Below are 16,691 nucleotides of genomic sequence, written 5' to 3' on the forward strand. Positions count from 1 at the left end.
GGGTGGAACTGGAGTAAAAGTAGACATTATAAGACCCTGAGAGGGTCTTATTTGCTTAGGATGGGCTGGAATGTGAGTGTTGCGGGCGTGCGGCGGCCAAGCTTAACGATGTGCCGCATCGTTAAGGCAGCTAGGAGGCGGGTAAAAGCAGTGCTTAACGATGCGCGACATCGTTAAGGAAAGAGAAAAGCCGTCAAAAGGAGCGAATCCGGCTGAATTGGGCGAGCTTAACGATGTGCCGCATCGTTAAGGCAGCTGGGAGGCGGGAAAGCTGGCCGCGTTTACGAAAGAAGGCACGGGGTACATCATAACGTTCGAGATAATAACGAAATCCCCCGCTTTCAAAATGGTATCTCATGCAAGATTACCAGCTTGCCGCGGGGGATTCAAAAGGGCTATAAAAAGATAATTCCGGCTGCTCCCGCCGCCGCGATCACGGTTAACGGGTGCAGCTTGTATTTGAACAAAAGCCATAGGCAGCCTGCGCAGATCAGCAGCGTAAACCCGGTCGTCCAGGTGTAGCTGCCCGGCTTGTCGAAGCCGCCGAAATGAAGCGCCGCATAAAAAATTAATCCGGTAACGACGGGTCGCAGGCCATAAAAGAGAGATTTCATCGTCTTATTATTCCGAAGCTTGAAGAAGAAGGCCGACAGCAAGATTACGACCAGCAGCGAAGGGAGGACAATCCCCACACAGGCGGCAATCGCACCGGCTATACCCGCTGTATCGTAGCCGATTAACGTTACGGCATTGGTGGCGATTGGCCCCGGCGCCATGCCGGCAAGGGAGACGGCCTTCTGAAATTCGGCGGTTGTCATCCATCCGTGCGAGATCACCTTGGTCTGAATCATCGGAATAACGGAATAACCGCCGCCAAACGAGATAAATCCAATTTTGAAGAAAGTCAGGAATAAGTCCCAGATCATACGTAACTCTCCCTTGCGCTTATCAAATATAATACTCCGGATACATCAGCTCTTGGCTGCTGGAGGATGGCTTTTCCGTATTGGCTTGTTTGCCTGTTTTCTCTTTGACCCGAACCATGCCGATACCAACCAGAATACCTGCTGCAACGATAAATAGCGGAGTAAGCGGAAGCGCGAGCAGAATGAGAAGCGCGAGGACCAGCATAACTAACGTTGTCTTATCAAAGATGGCAGCCTTGGCCATCCGGTACGCGGACATTGCGATCAGCGCCACAACCGCGCCGTGAATTCCCTTCAGGGCAGCCACAACCTTGGGATTGTCTTGAAACTTAAGATAAAAAAGGCTAAGCGTGATGATAATAATAAAGGTTGGCAGCGTTACGCCTATAACCGCCATAGCCGCTCCCGGTATGCCGGCTTTCCGGTACCCGATGAAGGCTGCGGCATTGACGCCAACGCCTCCCGGAGCGGATCCGGCTAGCGATACGACATCAGCAAGTTCTTTCTCGGCAATCCAATTACGCTTATTAACGACCTCACGTTCAATGACGGGCAGCATGGCATAACCGCCGCCAAAGGTGGAAGGGCCGATCCGTACAAACACCCAGAATAGCTGTGCCAAAAAATAGAGTCGTTCTTTCCAGTTTGTCTGCATGTAAACTCTCTCCTTTTTGACTCCTATATAGCTATTATAGCAACTTAAATTCATTTTGAATTAAAGTTCTTTTGATTTGGATTATAAGAAATGCTTATACCGATAAAAACAAGCGGATAACCCTTAGTACTCTGTTTAGTTTTGTTCAAAATTGAATAAAGTGGGGAAAACCAATCGGCATAGCCCCTATTCTAGATCTGGGGTATAATTGCAGGTAGCAACGACAATCTACCCGGAAAGGATGAAACGATGAGTCATTCTCTGCGTTCCGTCCCCTCGCATAAACAGCTTATTTACGATTACATCGCTAATCTTGGACCAATTGCAAAAGCGGAGCTGCTGGAAGCCCATGATATTACGAGCAGCACAATGACCCGTCTATTGGACGATATGGCCAAGGAAGGGCTTATCCTCGTTACCGGATTAGGTCCGTCGAAGGGCGGCAGAAAACCGCTTCTCTATCAGATTAATCCCGATTACGGATATATATTTGGCCTCGAAATCTCCAGGTTCACTTCAACGCTTGGTTTATTTGACATGAATATGAATCAGAAGTCCGTTGTCCGGTGGCGGATGGACGAGACGATGACGCCCGAGCGTCTGGTTGCCCATACGGTCGGTATGATGCTTGCTTTTAAGAAGGATCATGCCCTAACGCAAAGCCGTATTCTGGGGCTGGGAATCGGGGCGGTAGGACCGCTTGACCGCAGCAGCGGGGTTATTATTAATCCTCAGTATTTTCCGGCCAAGGGCTGGGAACAGGTTCCGATCTGCGCGATGTTCGAGGAGGCCGCGGGGCTGCCGACCTTGCTTGAGAATGGAGCTAATACGGCTCTGGTTGGAGAGCATTGGTCTATGAGGCAAGATAACGTGGAGCATGCGTTGTACGTCTCCGCGGGGATCAGCTTGCGATCGGCCATGATGTCCCATGGACAAATCGTGTACGGAAAGGTAGACATGGAGGGTTCCATAGGGCAAATGATTATCGATGTGGATGGCCCTAGGCTGGAGGAATCCGGCAACTACGGCTCCCTCGAAACCTTTGCTTCGGTTCAAGCGCTGGAAAGACAGGTGCGGACGAGGCTGAAGGTTGAAGGCGGCTTATTATTAAATAACGTTGCACCGGAAAAAGTAAACCTGGATACGATTACGGAGGGACTAAACGCCGGCGATCCTTTTATACGGGAGATATTCCGGCAATCCGCCTCTTATTTCGGAGTAGGGCTGGCCAATCTGATCAATACGTTCCACCCGGAGCTGATTATTCTAGGTGGGGCTCTGATTAGCGCCAATCCGATGTATTATCGGGTAGCGACGGAGGTAGCGGTTAAGAAGACGTATTACGGCGAAGCGTATATCCCGCAATTTTCGATGGGCCGATTAAAGGAAGACGCGGTTGTGACGGGTGCCGCATTAATGGTAAGAAGCCGCATGAAATTATAAGCAAATACCCAAGCCATTCCATACTTACCTACTTATAATAAATAAGCGGTTAAGTATGCTTGGGGAGGGGAAGCGCGTGAAAATGTATAGCCGGGGCAAAAAAGAATCCGCACCGCTGCTGATGTACCTGCCTCAGAAGCAGTCGGGTTTTCTAAGCCCCCCTAGTCGCATAGAACAGACAGTGAAACCAAAGAAACAGCAGAAAAAAGCAGTGAAGCCAAGCGTAACGAAGACAACGGCAGCCGCTGCCGTAACAGTAACTCCGCAACAACGCTACAAACAACCGGCAAGGAAGCTACGGAAAAGGAAATTGCAGCCGCTGCCGCAATGGCTGGATATGCTTGACGATGAGATCGGGCAAGAATCCGATTATGAAATGGAAGAGCTGCCTGAGGCCGAGTTTATAGAGGATCCTGCTCCTTCCATTACTCCGCCTTCGGCCGAAGTCCAGGTCTCGCAACTGGCTGCAGCGGCTCCAACGCCAACTCCTGCTCCAACACCGGTCCCAGTACCAACTCCAACAGCAGCAACAACTCCAACAGCAACTCAAACGTCATCTCCAGTCCCAGTGCCTGCCCAAACAGCAACTCAAACACCAGCTCCAGCCCCAGTGCCAACTCCAACAGCAGCTCAAACGCCATCTCCAGTCCCAGTGCCAACTCCAACAGCAGCTCAATCCCCAGCTCCAACAGTAGCTCCAACACCAACTCCAATGCCGGCTCCAGCTGAGGACAAAACTCCGGCAGCAATGAGGAACAATCAGCTGTTTGTCTCTTTGTCAGAGAAGGGACAGATCCTGGTTATCGACGGGGAGACGGATACCGTCGCCGATACGATTCCGTTGCCGTCTGCCGGCTCCGTTAAGGGGATAGCTCTTAACCCGGTGACGAACCGGATTTATGCAATTAACAGCGGCAAGCATCAGCTTATAGTGCTGGATGGGAGCACGAAGGAAGCGGTAGCCGTTGTACCGGTAAGCCCGTTTCCTTCGCTCGCAGCCGTCAACGTGAAGACCAACCGGGTCTATATTGCAAGCTCGCTTCTTAATACCGTGGATGTTCTGGACGGGGAAGCCAACCATCTTATCGATTCCGTTGGCGTAGGCAACATTCCTGCCGGAATCGTTATTAATGCCGATACGAATCGGATTTACGTAGCAAACGGCAGCCCGGATCATGATATTTCGGTTATAGACGGATACACCCATACAAGGCTGTTCCCGGATATTCCTGTCGGACATGAGCCGGGCCTTGCGGGTATTCACGAGGACGCGAATCTCATCTATGTGCCGAATTTCTTAAGCGATAGCTTGAGCGTTATTTATGGCGGGACCAACACGGTCTTGAAAACAATAACGGAAGGGATCGGCAAAAATCCTTATGCTGCCGGAGTGGATACCTTCGCCAATCTGGTGTACGTCTCGAATTCCGGAAGCGATACCGTCTCGGTTATAGATGCATCCAAACACAAGGTTATTGAGACTATTCCGGTAGGAAGCTGCCCGAAGGCGGTGGCCGTTCATACAAAGACCAACCGGATCTATGTAGCGGTAAGCGACGGGATAATCGTCATTGACGGAGAGACCTTTGAGGTGACGAACAAGATTGAGACAGCCGCCAGCCCTAGCGGTCTGGCTCTTCATGAATAATAGCGAAAGCCGGAGCACACTCCAAATGGAGTATGCCCCGGCTTTTCTAATGCCTTGCTTACCTAGTTGCCGTCGTTTTATAGACCTCGCGGATGGCGTCTTCCACGTTAGGCTCTTTGACGCTAATATCCTGAATCGGAAGCTTCTGCGAGAGGGCGGCGATAAGCTCCGAGGCGGAGATGCTTTCCTTTTCGAACTGGTACCAGATTTTCAGCCCTTCCTGCTTGATAACGGTGGCATGCGGAGTGGTGAGATCGTCGGCAGGCTCGTGAAGCTCCACAACCAGCAAGCGGTGAGGAGTAAGCTTATGGATAATGGAGCCGATAGGACCGTCCTCTACGAGCTTGCCGTTATTAACGACAATAATTCTGCTGCAGAGCTGCTCTACGTCATCAAGATCGTGAGTGGTCAGAATAACGGTAACGCCGCGGGTACGGTTAATCTCTTTAATGAAGTTGCGGATCGCATGCTTCGCGTCGGCATCCAGCCCAATCGTAGGCTCGTCGAGGAACAAGACCGACGGCGAATGCAGCATGGCTGCCGCGATATCGCCGCGCATGCGCTGGCCAAGCGACAGCTGGCGCACCGGCGTATTGATGAATTCCTGCAGCTTCAGCACGTCGGTTAAAATGGCTAGATTGTCGTCGTAGGCTTGTTGATCAATCTGGTAAATCCGGCACAGCAGCTCAAAGGATTCCCCGAGACGCAAATCCCAATACAGCTGCGTGCGCTGCCCGAATACAACGCCAAGCTTGCGGACGACGGCCTTCCGGTCGGCTTGCGGGGAGATGCCGCATACCTTGATGGAGCCCGAGGTCGGATGGAGAATGCCGGTCAGCATTTTGATGGTGGTGCTTTTGCCGGCGCCGTTTGGTCCGATATAGCCGACAATCTCTCCGGGCGCGATGGAGAAGCTGATGCCGTTTACGCCGTTAAATTTCGTTTTTTTCGGGAAAAGAAGACTCTTGATCGAGCCGCGCAGCCCGCTTTCTTTTTTTACGATTATATATTCTTTCACGAGATCCTTAACCTCAATAACGGTTTCCATTCCAGTCAGATCCCCCTATGGTTTAAGAGCCTGCGCTCTCGTAATTTCTCATGCCGAATTTAAAGATGCCGCCCGCAATCAGGAAGCAGATCACGCCCACGAGCGGTGTCCACAGCGCAAAGCTTAGCGGGAGATCGAGGCCGCCGCTGTCCGCATTCAGAAATTCCGCGGCAGGATAGAAGCTGATAAAGCCGATTGGGATGATGAAGGTGAATAACGCCTGCAGGAAATACGGATACATGCTAAGCGGATACATGGTTGCGCGCTCGAGCATCGTCAGGGCGAAGCCAACCATGGAGCCGTTGCGCTTGGTCCAGAATGCGATCGTTCCAAGACTGGTGAACAGCGCGGCACGGATCAGAATACCGCCAATCAGCACGAGAATCAGCTTGCCGATGTTCGCGAGCGTCCAGTCAAAGCCGGCGATATCGGCCCCATAGAGGAAGATGATAACGCCCGGTATGCAATCGATTAACCCGATAAAATTCACGTAGCTCGCAACGAGCTGGAAGAAAACGTTCATCGGTCGAAGCAGAAGACGGTCGAAGCCGCCGTTGATGACCATATGGTCGATACTCCACGTATTGATGAAGAAGACGACAAAAATGCCGTGGCTGATCAGGCCAAGTCCATACAAAAAGGTAAGCTGCGGGAAATCCCAGCCGTTAAGAGCCTGGAAGCGGTCGACGATAATCTTGAGCATCCAGATGCCGGAGAAGTATTGAATCGGAATCATGAGGAGCCAACTGAACAGGAACAGCGGATACTCAAGCTGCCGCTGCACGGCGAGACGCGCCCAGCAGGAAGCGACGGAAACATAATGCTTGATCGTAGATACCATAAGGACGTTCTCAGCCTCCCTGGATTAACGTTTTTTTCTTCGTGCGCGCCCATCCGGCTGCCAGGATCAGATACAATACCGCGATCCAGACGGCTTGAACAGCCATGGAGGTTAAAGCTTCGGACATGCTTGTGTTGCCGATATAAATGCCGAGCGGAGTCTGGTACGTGTATTGGAACGGAAGAAATTTCGAGACGGTCTGCACCGATTCCGGGAAAAACCACAGCGGCACGATACTGCCGGACAATACGCGGACGATAGCGTCCTTGACATTCCCCATGTTGCCAAGCTCCATCACCCAGAACGCAATCAGTCCGATAAGCGCGCTAAGCAGCCATAGAATGGCGTAGCTTAACAGGCAGCTTGGAAGGAAGAGCAGGAAGCTCCCGAAGGAAGCGGGCCACGGAATGCCAAAAAAGATGGAGGCAAATACGACTAGCGGAAGCGCCCTGTTTAACAAGGAGCTGAGCATTTCTCCGATATCTTCGGCCAGGTAGCAGGCAAAAAGAGGGATGGGACGGTAGAAGTCGGTCACAATTTGGCCTTCCCGTATTTTGTAATAGATGGTATTCTGTACATCGCATACGAAGATGGTAGAGATAATGATCGAGAGAATGGTGTAGGTCGTAATATCCTGCAGGCTAAGCGATTCTACCGATCCGGAGCCGCCTTTGTAAGCCGTCTGCCATAAGAATACGGAAGCCAGCATCAGAATAAGATTGGTTGCAACGGAAGTGAACACTTCAAACCTGTAAGTCAGATTAACGAGAAGCTTCATTTTCGTTATGTACCAGTAAGCTTGAAGCATATTAACCCCCTTAAAAGTGACTTGATATGTAAAATATTACAATTACAATGCTCTTATATTAATCGATTTCAATCCCGCAGGCTACGGATATTTTTAATATAGTTATTTATAAGGTTCGGCCTAAAATTGCAGGGGAGGCGTAACGGAAGTGGCAATGATTCTGATCATTCTTATCGTGGCATTTTATTTAACTTTGCTGAACTTTAAACGGTTTTGGAAGCTGGCCAAAGGCTTGAGATGGCTCTTGTATGCTTTAATGCTTTTCCTAATATGCGACGGCATTTATTCCTCTGCGAGGCACTTTAATCCCGATAATGCCGTTAATAGTCTTATTCCCAGCCTCTGCATGGCACTGCTGATTGAAGGAGCGCGATATGTGTTTAGAAAAAGGCGTGACCATGAAAAGAACTGGTCTGTGGATGATTATCCGATCGAATACATTTGCCGGAAAGGAGCGGGCATCCCGTGGGAAGCAAGCGTTAAGGATTGGCAGGAGATGAAGGGAACTGGCGAAGACCGGGAGCAGGCTTACCTGGACCTGGTCAAGAAGTTTAATGCCTTTAAAAACGAAGGGAATCAGCTGCCTGAACCATTAAGTTTAAAAAGGAGATAAGGGATCATGCTAAACCTAAAGATAACCGACAGTGATCTTATAGGAGGCGACCTGGCGTATCTGGATATCGTCTCGCGTTATGCCGCAAGGGGAGTGCTATTCAACGATCATGGACAAGTTGCGATGATGTATATGGCCGAGCTTGATCTCTACAAGCTGCCCGGCGGAGGAATGGAGGAAGGCGAGTCCCCCGAGGATGCTTTTGTACGGGAAATAAAAGAGGAGACCGGTTGCGAAGCGGATGTAATCTGCAAGCTTGGCTTTGTGGAGGAGCATAAGAATCGGAACGGGTTTCTGCAGCATTCGCATTGTTATCTGGCAAAAGCGCGGCATGGCGCGGGTGAGGCTGTTCTCACCGAAGCCGAAGAACAGCTCGGAATGTCCGTTCAATGGCTGTCTGCCGCACAAGCGCTGGATATTATGGAAAAAGCAGTGGCGGGCGGCGGCGATAATCACGCCAAGCTTTTTATGCTGATGCGCGACCGGATTATTCTGAAAGAAGCTGCGAAGTTCATGGAGAGAGAAGGCTTTTTATAAGCCTTTTTTCCAATATATACTTTATTGAAATTGCCTATGAAGATTATTGTTTTTATATATTATTCAAATAGGCTTCTTGGTTATATGATGGATTAAATATAAAAAAGGGGAGAGGGATTAATGATGAACAAGTCCATCTATGACATTCAGGTTAATGAGATAAATGGGGAGTCTATTCATCTGTCTGCTTTTTACGGCAGGGTTCTTCTAATCGTAAACACAGCAAGCCAATGCGGCTATTCCAAGCAGTTCGAAGGCCTGCAGCATTTGTACGAAAAATATTGGATGCACGGCTTCGAAATACTGGGTTTCCCGTGCAATCAGTTCAACGGCAAAGAGCCCGGGAGCAATGCGGAGGTGGAAGAGCATTGCCGGCGCAATGCCGGAGTAACCTTCTCGCTGTTCGAAAAGGTAGAGATCCGCGGTGAATCCGTTCATCCTCTCTTTCAGTATTTGACGGAGCAGGCGCCTTTCGGGGGCTTTGACGCGGATAATTCCGATGAGCTGTGGATGAAGAATTTTCTCCAGCAGAATCATCCGGACCTATATGAAGGCGACGGCGTAAAGTGGAATTTCTCCAAGTTCCTTGTTAACCGGGAAGGTAAGGTTATCGCCCGATTCGAACCTACGACGCAGCCAGCCGATTTGGAACTGGCCATCGAGGAGGCATTATCCTCGGAGCAATAAGTCTAATTATTGCGAAAATAGTAAAGAGGCAGGATAAACATGCGTCCCGGAGAAGTTTCTCTGTAGGAAAAATTTGAGGGAGGCATTCGCATTGAGCAAGCTTTTGAAGGTAGCTATGGCGGTTACGGCTGTTTTTGCGCTGCTTATGCAACCGGTCTCGGCTTCGGACAAAACAACCAAATTCAAAGTAACGCTTGTCAGCGTGGAGCTGGTCGAGAATAACCATGTCGGTAACGAGTGGTTGACTAAGGCTTACGTGAACGGCAAGGAAGTACAAAAAAACAAAAGTATCACCCTGAGCTTGAAATCGACGGACAGCATTAAGCTGAAGGCATATGCCGAAGAGCAGGATAAAATTCCCGATAGCAATTCAGCCAATGATACGGTAAAAGCATCTTCTATTACAAAAACCGTCAATAAAGCGTTGAAGGTCGTTGTGACGGAGAACCGCGGCAGGTATTCGGGGAATACGGCCGAGTGGAAGTTTACCTATAAAATCGAAAAGTAATCCGTCAGCCGATGCTTCCCAAGAAGTTTCGGCTTCTATTTTTTAGCGCTCAAACCTTGCCTTAAATTGCTCGTAGTCTCCGTTAAAAACGTTAATATCGACGTACGAGTCGATGCCTGGGATATGACCCCGGTTGTTGTATTGCCAGAATAACCAGCTGCGGTCACCTCGTAAACGCGGATGCTTGACGATATCCCTGATCCAGATTTCGTAATCCTTGAAGCTGCCTGCTATATAGGTATTAAAAGTATCGTAAGTGACATACAAGATAGGCTTCTGCTTATAATGCTCCTCCAGATGGCTGGAGAGGATGGTCAGTTCCCGCTGAATGAGGGCGACATCCTTATCAAGAGCAATCTCGATATCGATAACAGGCGGGAGATTGGCGGACTCATTGGGTACCTCTTCGATAAAATGCGCCGCCTGCTGGGCGCCGGTGCTTTGCGTCGTGAAAAAATGATAAGCGCCGATCCTCATCCCTTGGCTTCTGGCTTGCTCCCAATTCGATTTGAAGTCCTTATCCGTCATATCCTTTCCTTCGGTTGCCTTGATATAGACGAACCGCCATTTGCCGCTGCCGGCAACCTTGCCCCAATCAATCTCGCCCTGATAGTGGGACACATCGATTCCCCGAACCTTGTATTTAGACGCGAACAGGTTGTTATGCCAAATGATGCCCTTATATTCCAATACACCGGCGATCACGAAGAGCAGCAGTATACATGCGGTGCTTATCTGCCATCTTTTTAGCTTCATAGCCACCTATCCTTTGTTCCTGCCCTTAATTTTACTTTGAACATTCCGATACATAGACGTCAGCATGTCCTTATTTGTTTCCGCAAAATTTAACTTGCCCCGCGCATATGCCCGGTTTATGATAAAAGTAAATATATGGTATGTGCAACTGGCGTAAACGTGGAGAACCACGAGGGAGCACATATGTCATGAGCCGTACGCCTGGGCAGAGTATCGTTTCTCTTCAAGAGAGGCGATGCTCTTTTTTATTGGGGAGGATGAAGCGGATGCAGAAGAGAAGGAATGTAGCTATTCTGATCTATGACAACGTTGAAGTGCTGGACTTTACGGGACCGTTTGAAGTGTTTATTACGGGCAGCAATCGCGGGCAGGATTTCCATGTGTTCACCGTGGCGGAGAATAACAGTCCCGTTACGGCCTTAGGCAATCTGAGCGTCAATCCGGCCTATGCCATTCACGACTGTCCCAAGCCCGATATCGTGCTTATTCCCGGCGGCTGGGGCTCCCGTCAGGAAATGCACAACAAGGTGCTGACCGATTGGATCAGGAAATGCACTGACGAGTCGGAGCTGCTGCTATCCGTCTGCACGGGCGCGCTGCTCCTTGCGAAGGCTGGAGTGCTGGAAGGGCTGAAGCTGACGACGAATCGTCTTGCAACCGAGGAGTTAAGGCAGGTCGCTCCGGCATCCGCCGAAATATCCGAGACCGCCAGATATGTGGATAACGGAAAAATAATAATGTCTGCCGGCATTTCGGCCGGCATAGACATGTCACTCTATGTCATCAGCCGCCTTCTTGGCGAGGAGAGAGCCCTGCATACCGCAAAACTAATGGAATACGATTGGGTGCCGAAAGAGCATTCCTGATGCACTTTGGCAATGATGAAAGAAACCTATCAGAGCATGTCGAGATTCTCGGCATGTTCTTTTTTTTGTGAGATTTGTTTTGATAAATTTTCCATAAACTATATTGACAGTCGATATATCGAGACATAATATATAAGCATAAACTATATCGACAGGCGATATAGTTCGAGTGGTGGGAGGATGATAAGACATGAAAGAGATGCTGCCGCTTACCGAGGCGTTTTATTATATCCTGATCGTTCTCTATACGGAGCCATCACATGGATACGGCATTATGCAGGATACCGAGAAGAGGAGCGGCGGGCGCGTAAAGCTTGGTGCAGGCACTTTATATACGGCGCTTAATACCTTGCTGGGCAAAGGGCTGATTGAGCAATATCCCGTTCCGGAGGGAGCGGACTCGCGCCGCAAAATGTATGCCATTACGGAGAACGGCATGCTGGTAGTCGAAGCGGAGATCGCAAGACTGGAAGAGCTTCTGAACGTAGGGCGGCAAGCTCTGATTACGAAGAAAGGGTGAGGCGGATGAGCGACAAGCTGATTAAGCGGCGCCGGCTGACGATGAGCTGGAACTTTGAGAAGGAAGAGCAATGGCTTAACGAGATGTCCCGTGACGGAATGCATTTCAAGAAGGCGAGTATGGCAAGCAGCTTCTTCGCGAAGGATGAATCGGTCCGGTATACGTACAGACTGGATTACCAGACCGGGCAAAAACTTGGAAGCAGCAAGTTTCAGGAGTATATTGATTTGTATCAGGACGCAGGCTGGGAGTATGTCAGCTCTTACGGCTCGCTCTGGCATTATTTTCGCAGGGAATGGCAGCCCGGGGAGGAGCCTCGGCTCTATACGGACCGCGACTCCTTGATTCAGCTGTACAAAAGACTGCAAGGGGTTATGGCCGTAATGATGCTCGTTAACCTCGTAATCATGCTTGCCAATATGGTTAATCTGCGGAACTTCTTCAGCGGCGACAGGTTGTGGACGATAGGCCTGCCGGTGACCGTTCTTTATCTTCTCCTGTTCGGCGTATTGGGGTATGGCTGCTGGAGGATGCAGAAGAAAGTAAACGCGCTTAAACTTTAACCTGGATAACTGAAGGAGCAAATCTGCTATGAGAAAAAATCAATTGGGCGGTTCTGAATTATACGTAGGGGAGATTGGACTTGGCTGCATGTCGCTGGGTACGGATGAAGAAAAGGCCATTTCCCTTGTTCATGAAGCCTTGGAGAGGGGAGTAACCCTGCTGGATACAGCCGATCTGTATGACAGCGGCCGGAACGAAGAGCTTGTCGGCAAGGCCATCCGGGGACGCCGTGAGCAGGTGGTGCTGGCGACCAAGGTCGGCAACCGGAGAATAGCCGGACAGGAGGGCTGGGCTTGGGATCCGTCGAAGGCTTATATTTTATCCGCCGTGAAAGACAGCCTTAGACGGCTGGGAACGGACTACATCGATCTGTACCAGCTGCACGGCGGGACGATCGAGGATCCGATTGACGAGACAATCGAAGCGTTCGAGCAATTGAAGCGAGAGGGCGTAATCCGGGAATACGGCATTTCCTCGATCCGTCCGAATGTCATTCGGGAGTATGCTTCGCGGTCTTCCATCGTTAGCGTTATGAATCAGTATAGCATCGTGGACCGGCGGGCAGAGGAAACGGTGCTCCCGTTGCTGGAAGAAAAGGGGCTAAGCCTGATCGCGCGTGGGCCTGTTGCAAGCGGCGCGCTTGCGGCAAACCGCCAGCCGTCCAAAGGCGTGCTGGACTATGAGCTCGATGAGCTTCTTGAGCTTCGCAGGCAATTGGAGCAGCTGACATCGGAAGGACGGAGCCTGTCGCAGCTGGCGATTCGCTATTCCCTTAGCCATCCCGCTGTAGCCGTGGCGATTCCGGGAGCAAGCTCCCGCGAGCAGCTTCTGCAAAATATATCCGCGGCGGATATTTCGCCATTAACGGACGAAGAAGTACAGCTTATTCGCCGCTTAAGCAAAGCAAGCGTGTACAAGGTTCACCGCTAAGCTAAGCCCGATTCCAAGATCCGGAGGTTGTCAGGCGCAATGGAAAATGCGAACAAGTACAGGTTGAATGACAAGGAGATCGAAACGATCGTACGGGAGGCTTTTGGACAGGCTTATATTTCGGTTAGCGAGCTAACGGACGGCTGGGCAAACATGGCTTACTCGATTGTGCTGGGGGATGGACGAAAGACTGTCCTGAAGATTGCGCCTTCCGCGGATAAGCTGGTCATGCGTTACGAGAAGAACATGATGCGGACGGAAGTAGAAGCCATGCGCCTCGTCGCGGACACGCCAGGACTTCCTGTTCCGCGAGTCTATGCGTACGATGCTGCTTGTTCGATCATCCCGGCGGAGTATTTTTTCATGGAGTATATAGAAGGAACGGCAATGAATAAAATAAGGGACTCTCTCTCATTGGAGGAGCGGGAGGCCATCGCACGCGAGCTTGGCGGCTACAGCCGTTCCATTAATGCCTATAAGAACAGCTTCTTTGGGTCGCTTCAACCGGAGGCCGCAGGAAGGATAACTGGGCGGAAGCGTTTGAGGGTATGATGGTGGATGTGCTGGCCGACGGCAAGGATGCGGGCGTCGAGCTGCCGGTATCCTATGCGGAAATCGAGAAGGAAGTGCTTCGCTACAGGGAACTGTTGGGTGTGGTTAAGGAAGCCTCGCTTATCCATTGGGATTTGTGGGATGGCAACGTGTTTGTCCATGAAGGCAGAATCTCCGGGCTGATCGACTTCGAGCGTGCCTTCTGGGGCGATCCGCTCAGCGAATTTTATTTCGGACGTTTCGCGAAGAGTACTTTAGGCGCGTTCTGCGAGGGATACGGCATTAACGGCTTAACCGAGTCCGAGCAGAGAAGACGCGTGTTGTACGATTTCTATCTCGATCTCATCATGGCCATTGAATGCACTTATCGACAATACGAAAGCAAGGATCATATCAAGTGGGCTTACGAGAATTTTGTAGAGGGCTATAAGCAGCTGCAAGCCCTGTAAAATAGCAAAGCTGATGACGGTAATTGAGCCGCCCCCTTTGGGCGGTTTTTTTGTGCGTGGGCATAGGGAAAGCAACCGCAAGATGGCTTAACGATGTACGAGATCGTTAAGGGGGTTCAATCGGATGCTGGCTTAGTGCCTAACGATGTGCGATATCGCTAAGATAAAGGGAAAAACGGGAAAACGAAAGTAATCAGCTAAAATCGAAGAGCTTAACGATGCGCGACATCGTTAAGGCGTTAAAATGATGCTCCAGTGACATGCTTAGCGATATGCGACATCGTTAAGGGGCGAGTAGCTCCCGTTAGTAAAAAGAAACCTTTGAAACCAACTGGATTTTACTTGTAAAATATGGATAAACAATCATTTGGTAGATTTATATTCGTTTACTGCCAACAGGAGGTTTCTGATTGCTTATCCGCCAACTCCAACAGAACGATCAAGATGTTGTTATTTCTATGTTTGAAGAATATCCCCTGCAATTTCCGCCTTTCGTTATTGCTAGATATCCCGTAAGGTGGGCGGACTATTTCGCCTCATCTCCTTCTAGCAGCAGAAGCGATTATTTTGTTGCGGAGGATAAGGGTGAGGTCGTTGGGCACACGGGTTTTATTTTTAACGACGAGGTTGGTCATTACGAGATTGTTGGCGTTGTTGTTAAGCAGAGTGCGGCACGTAAAGGCGTTGGCCGGGCGCTGCTCAGCGAAATCTGCGATAGACTGAGAGAACTCGGAGAGAAGCAGGTGATTTTGTATACGCTTGGCCATCCGGGAAATCTGGGGACGATCGATTTTTACAGCAGCATCGGATTTAACTTGGCTAATGAAGAGAAGGACTTTTTTGCAGAAGGATATGACCGAGTTACTTTTACAAAGAGTTTCATTTAGGAGGCCATTGAACATGGAGCATCTATATAACAAGTACCGGTTTAGCGACGATAAGTCTCTGCTTGAGCTGGATATGATTCAAGCCTTTCTGGCGAAGAGTTATTGGGCGAATCAGCGTACAAGGGAGACGATTGAGAAATCGATTCAGAACTCCACGTGCTACGGTATTTATTATGAAGATAGGCAAGTAGGCTTTGCCCGGGTCATCACGGATTGGGCTACCGTCTATTATTTGGCTGATGTATATATAGATGAAGAGCATCGGGGGCATGGTTTAGGCAAGGAGCTTGTAGGGTGGATCGTGCAGCAATACGAAGGACTGTCGGGGCTGCTCGGTACGCTGGATGCCCATGGACTATATGAGCAGTTTGGCTTTAAGCGTAATGCCGAGCGGTTTATGGTCAGGAGGCCGGGGTCCTAGCCATTAATTTAGCTTGTCAAAAAGACCGCTCCTGCAAGCAGGAGCGGTCTTTATTTACGATTATTTATTTCTTATCCGAGCTCAGATCCAGCCAAGCCATCTCTTCGCGAGTCAGCTTGATGCGCGAGCCTTCGTCGCAGGAGCGAAGCTCCTCGAGCGATTGGGCGCCGATGAGGGCGCAGGTCGGGAAGGCTTGGTTAAGCACGTAAGCGAGCGCGATCTGGATTTGCGTGACGTTCTTTTGCTCGGCCAGCTGCTTCGCGCGCTCATAGCGCTCCCAGTTGTCGTCGCTGTAGAAGACGCGGACCAGATCGGCATTGCTGCGATCCTCCGGCGTGAAACGGCCGGTAAAGAAGCCGCGGGCCTGCGAGGACCAGGAGAACAGCGGAAGCTGGTTGGCTTCATGCCAGGCAAGAGTCTCGTCGTCGACGGACACGCAGCCGGACCAGAACGGTTCGTTGGCTTTCGCAAGGCTAAGGTTAGGGCTGCTGAACGAGAAGCCAACAAGGCCTTTTGCCGCTGCGTAGTCATTCGCCTCTTGAATGCGCTGCCAAGTCCAGTTGGATACGCCGATCGTTTGCACCGCGCCGGATTTGATATGCTCATTCAGAATCTCAATTACTTCGCCTGCAGGGACGTTGGGATCATCGCGGTGAAGACCGTACATGTCGATCGTATCGACTTGGAGACGCTCAAGGCTCGTCATCAGGTCGCTGCGGATCGCTTCACGGCTGACGCGCGGGCCATTCTGGTCGTGATGGGCGCCTTTGGTCAGGATTACCCATTGGTCGCGGGTGCCGCGTTCCTTCAGGTAACGGCCGATTACTTCCTCGCTTTGTCCGCCGCAATAAATATGAGCGGAGTCAAAGCAGTTGCCGCCAATGGCGAAGTAGGCGTCCATGTTGGCAGCGGCTTTTTCATAAGAGTCATGGTAGAAATAGTCCGTCCCTTTCATCAAGCGGGATACCGGTTTGTCCAATCCTTGCAGCTTTAAGAATTCCATAGTAAGCAGCCTCCTCAGAGATCATTATT

At 50.4% G+C, this 16,691-nt stretch carries 21 protein-coding genes and 1 riboswitch; of the genes, 14 read left to right on the forward strand and 7 right to left on the reverse strand.

Translation table 11 applies throughout. The features are described 5' to 3' along the window. Window positions 1–395: 395 nt before the first annotated feature. Window positions 396–926 carry a chromate transporter gene (locus tag PGL01S_RS26820; RefSeq protein ID WP_127498139.1) on the reverse strand — a complete coding sequence of 177 codons (531 nt, stop codon included), beginning with the start codon at window positions 924–926 and terminating at the stop codon, window positions 396–398. A gap of 22 nt (window positions 927–948) precedes the next feature. Then, window positions 949–1,581 carry a chromate transporter gene (locus PGL01S_RS26825; RefSeq protein WP_127498141.1) on the reverse strand — a complete coding sequence of 211 codons (633 nt, stop codon included), beginning with the start codon at window positions 1,579–1,581 and terminating at the stop codon, window positions 949–951. Window positions 1,582–1,830: 249 nt separating this feature from the next. On the opposite strand from PGL01S_RS26825, the gene PGL01S_RS26830 reads away from it, so the two are divergent. After that, window positions 1,831–3,024, forward strand: coding sequence for an ROK family transcriptional regulator (locus tag PGL01S_RS26830; RefSeq protein WP_127498143.1), 1,194 nt, complete (start codon window positions 1,831–1,833; stop codon window positions 3,022–3,024). A gap of 82 nt (window positions 3,025–3,106) precedes the next feature. Then, window positions 3,107–4,672: a YncE family protein gene (locus PGL01S_RS30990; protein ID WP_244935771.1), complete on the forward strand. Its 1,566-nt coding sequence runs from the start codon at window positions 3,107–3,109 to the stop codon at window positions 4,670–4,672. A gap of 58 nt (window positions 4,673–4,730) precedes the next feature. On the opposite strand, the gene PGL01S_RS26845 is transcribed toward PGL01S_RS30990, so the two are convergent. The 3 genes from PGL01S_RS26845 to PGL01S_RS26855 are packed head-to-tail and all read right to left on the reverse strand — an operon-like array spanning window position 4,731 to window position 7,369. Continuing rightward, window positions 4,731–5,720 (reverse strand): ABC transporter ATP-binding protein, encoded by a 990-nt coding sequence (locus tag PGL01S_RS26845; RefSeq protein ID WP_127498149.1) that lies wholly within the window; start codon window positions 5,718–5,720, stop codon window positions 4,731–4,733. 22 nt (window positions 5,721–5,742) lie between these two features. After that, window positions 5,743–6,561, reverse strand: a complete 819-nt coding sequence (locus tag PGL01S_RS26850; protein WP_116394472.1) for an ABC transporter permease — start codon at window positions 6,559–6,561, stop codon at window positions 5,743–5,745. 10 nt (window positions 6,562–6,571) lie between these two features. Further along, a complete protein-coding gene (locus PGL01S_RS26855) occupies window positions 6,572–7,369 on the reverse strand; it encodes an ABC transporter permease (RefSeq protein WP_127498151.1) in 798 nt (265 codons plus the stop codon). A gap of 148 nt (window positions 7,370–7,517) precedes the next feature. On the opposite strand from PGL01S_RS26855, the gene PGL01S_RS26860 reads away from it, so the two are divergent. From PGL01S_RS26860 to PGL01S_RS26875, 4 genes are all read left to right on the forward strand, one after another. After that, window positions 7,518–7,982 carry a hypothetical protein gene (locus PGL01S_RS26860; protein WP_127498153.1) on the forward strand — a complete coding sequence of 155 codons (465 nt, stop codon included), beginning with the start codon at window positions 7,518–7,520 and terminating at the stop codon, window positions 7,980–7,982. A 6-nt stretch (window positions 7,983–7,988) separates the two neighbouring features. Then, window positions 7,989–8,519 carry an NUDIX hydrolase gene (locus PGL01S_RS26865; protein WP_127498156.1) on the forward strand — a complete coding sequence of 177 codons (531 nt, stop codon included), beginning with the start codon at window positions 7,989–7,991 and terminating at the stop codon, window positions 8,517–8,519. 123 nt (window positions 8,520–8,642) lie between these two features. Next, entirely contained in the window at window positions 8,643–9,206 is a 564-nt protein-coding gene (locus tag PGL01S_RS26870; RefSeq protein WP_127498220.1) for a glutathione peroxidase, read from the forward strand. A gap of 91 nt (window positions 9,207–9,297) precedes the next feature. Further along, window positions 9,298–9,714 (forward strand): hypothetical protein, encoded by a 417-nt coding sequence (locus PGL01S_RS26875; RefSeq protein ID WP_127498158.1) that lies wholly within the window; start codon window positions 9,298–9,300, stop codon window positions 9,712–9,714. 42 nt (window positions 9,715–9,756) lie between these two features. Here the strand turns inward: PGL01S_RS26875 and PGL01S_RS26880 are convergent, their stop codons facing one another. Further along, window positions 9,757–10,470: a glycoside hydrolase family 25 protein gene (locus PGL01S_RS26880; protein ID WP_127498161.1), complete on the reverse strand. Its 714-nt coding sequence runs from the start codon at window positions 10,468–10,470 to the stop codon at window positions 9,757–9,759. Window positions 10,471–10,604: 134 nt separating this feature from the next. Next, window positions 10,605–10,684: riboswitch (ZMP/ZTP riboswitch) on the forward strand. 52 nt (window positions 10,685–10,736) lie between these two features. On the opposite strand from PGL01S_RS26880, the gene PGL01S_RS26885 reads away from it, so the two are divergent. The 8 genes from PGL01S_RS26885 to PGL01S_RS26920 all read left to right on the forward strand — a co-directional run bounded on the left by PGL01S_RS26885 (window position 10,737) and on the right by PGL01S_RS26920 (window position 15,659). Next, on the forward strand, window positions 10,737–11,336 hold the full coding sequence (locus PGL01S_RS26885) for a DJ-1/PfpI family protein (RefSeq protein WP_127498163.1): 600 nt from the start codon (window positions 10,737–10,739) through the stop codon (window positions 11,334–11,336). 190 nt (window positions 11,337–11,526) lie between these two features. Beyond that, window positions 11,527–11,856 (forward strand): PadR family transcriptional regulator, encoded by a 330-nt coding sequence (locus PGL01S_RS26890; RefSeq protein WP_116394466.1) that lies wholly within the window; start codon window positions 11,527–11,529, stop codon window positions 11,854–11,856. Window positions 11,857–11,861: 5 nt separating this feature from the next. Then, window positions 11,862–12,419, forward strand: a complete 558-nt coding sequence (locus PGL01S_RS26895) for a DUF2812 domain-containing protein (protein ID WP_127498165.1) — start codon at window positions 11,862–11,864, stop codon at window positions 12,417–12,419. 28 nt (window positions 12,420–12,447) lie between these two features. Next, entirely contained in the window at window positions 12,448–13,350 is a 903-nt protein-coding gene (locus PGL01S_RS26900; protein ID WP_127498167.1) for an aldo/keto reductase, read from the forward strand. 39 nt (window positions 13,351–13,389) lie between these two features. Continuing rightward, window positions 13,390–13,902: a phosphotransferase family protein gene (locus PGL01S_RS31500; RefSeq protein ID WP_127498169.1), complete on the forward strand. Its 513-nt coding sequence runs from the start codon at window positions 13,390–13,392 to the stop codon at window positions 13,900–13,902. Beyond that, entirely contained in the window at window positions 13,899–14,351 is a 453-nt protein-coding gene (locus tag PGL01S_RS31505) for a phosphotransferase family protein (protein ID WP_127498171.1), read from the forward strand. Before PGL01S_RS31500 ends, PGL01S_RS31505 begins: the two co-directional genes overlap by 4 nt. Window positions 14,352–14,761: 410 nt before the next feature. Beyond that, a complete protein-coding gene (locus PGL01S_RS26915) occupies window positions 14,762–15,238 on the forward strand; it encodes a GNAT family N-acetyltransferase (protein WP_127498173.1) in 477 nt (158 codons plus the stop codon). A gap of 13 nt (window positions 15,239–15,251) precedes the next feature. Then, window positions 15,252–15,659 carry a GNAT family N-acetyltransferase gene (locus PGL01S_RS26920; protein ID WP_127498175.1) on the forward strand — a complete coding sequence of 136 codons (408 nt, stop codon included), beginning with the start codon at window positions 15,252–15,254 and terminating at the stop codon, window positions 15,657–15,659. Between the two features lie 64 nt (window positions 15,660–15,723). On the opposite strand, the gene PGL01S_RS26925 is transcribed toward PGL01S_RS26920, so the two are convergent. Beyond that, window positions 15,724–16,662 carry an aldo/keto reductase gene (locus tag PGL01S_RS26925; RefSeq protein WP_012772653.1) on the reverse strand — a complete coding sequence of 313 codons (939 nt, stop codon included), beginning with the start codon at window positions 16,660–16,662 and terminating at the stop codon, window positions 15,724–15,726. Window positions 16,663–16,691: the final 29 nt, after the last annotated feature.

Source organism: Paenibacillus glycanilyticus NBRC 16618 (assembly GCF_004000805.1).
Lineage (GTDB): Bacteria > Bacillota > Bacilli > Paenibacillales > Paenibacillaceae > Pristimantibacillus > Pristimantibacillus glycanilyticus.

Bases quoted from the DNA above. Each gene is read 5' to 3' on its own strand.
- PGL01S_RS26820 (WP_127498139.1), bottom strand. From the start codon at position 926: ATGATCTGGGACTTATTCCTGACTTTCTTCAAAATTGGATTTATCTCG.
- PGL01S_RS26825 (WP_127498141.1), bottom strand. From the start codon at position 1,581: ATGCAGACAAACTGGAAAGAACGACTCTATTTTTTGGCACAGCTATTC.
- PGL01S_RS26830 (WP_127498143.1), top strand. From the start codon at position 1,831: ATGAGTCATTCTCTGCGTTCCGTCCCCTCGCATAAACAGCTTATTTAC.
- PGL01S_RS30990 (WP_244935771.1), top strand. From the start codon at position 3,107: ATGTATAGCCGGGGCAAAAAAGAATCCGCACCGCTGCTGATGTACCTG.
- PGL01S_RS26845 (WP_127498149.1), bottom strand. From the start codon at position 5,720: ATGGAAACCGTTATTGAGGTTAAGGATCTCGTGAAAGAATATATAATC.
- PGL01S_RS26850 (WP_116394472.1), bottom strand. From the start codon at position 6,561: ATGGTATCTACGATCAAGCATTATGTTTCCGTCGCTTCCTGCTGGGCG.
- PGL01S_RS26855 (WP_127498151.1), bottom strand. From the start codon at position 7,369: ATGCTTCAAGCTTACTGGTACATAACGAAAATGAAGCTTCTCGTTAAT.
- PGL01S_RS26865 (WP_127498156.1), top strand. From the start codon at position 7,989: ATGCTAAACCTAAAGATAACCGACAGTGATCTTATAGGAGGCGACCTG.
- PGL01S_RS26870 (WP_127498220.1), top strand. From the start codon at position 8,643: ATGAACAAGTCCATCTATGACATTCAGGTTAATGAGATAAATGGGGAG.
- PGL01S_RS26880 (WP_127498161.1), bottom strand. From the start codon at position 10,470: ATGAAGCTAAAAAGATGGCAGATAAGCACCGCATGTATACTGCTGCTC.
- PGL01S_RS26885 (WP_127498163.1), top strand. From the start codon at position 10,737: ATGCAGAAGAGAAGGAATGTAGCTATTCTGATCTATGACAACGTTGAA.
- PGL01S_RS26890 (WP_116394466.1), top strand. From the start codon at position 11,527: ATGAAAGAGATGCTGCCGCTTACCGAGGCGTTTTATTATATCCTGATC.
- PGL01S_RS26895 (WP_127498165.1), top strand. From the start codon at position 11,862: ATGAGCGACAAGCTGATTAAGCGGCGCCGGCTGACGATGAGCTGGAAC.
- PGL01S_RS26900 (WP_127498167.1), top strand. From the start codon at position 12,448: ATGAGAAAAAATCAATTGGGCGGTTCTGAATTATACGTAGGGGAGATT.
- PGL01S_RS31500 (WP_127498169.1), top strand. From the start codon at position 13,390: ATGGAAAATGCGAACAAGTACAGGTTGAATGACAAGGAGATCGAAACG.
- PGL01S_RS31505 (WP_127498171.1), top strand. From the start codon at position 13,899: ATGATGGTGGATGTGCTGGCCGACGGCAAGGATGCGGGCGTCGAGCTG.
- PGL01S_RS26920 (WP_127498175.1), top strand. From the start codon at position 15,252: ATGGAGCATCTATATAACAAGTACCGGTTTAGCGACGATAAGTCTCTG.
- PGL01S_RS26925 (WP_012772653.1), bottom strand. From the start codon at position 16,662: ATGGAATTCTTAAAGCTGCAAGGATTGGACAAACCGGTATCCCGCTTG.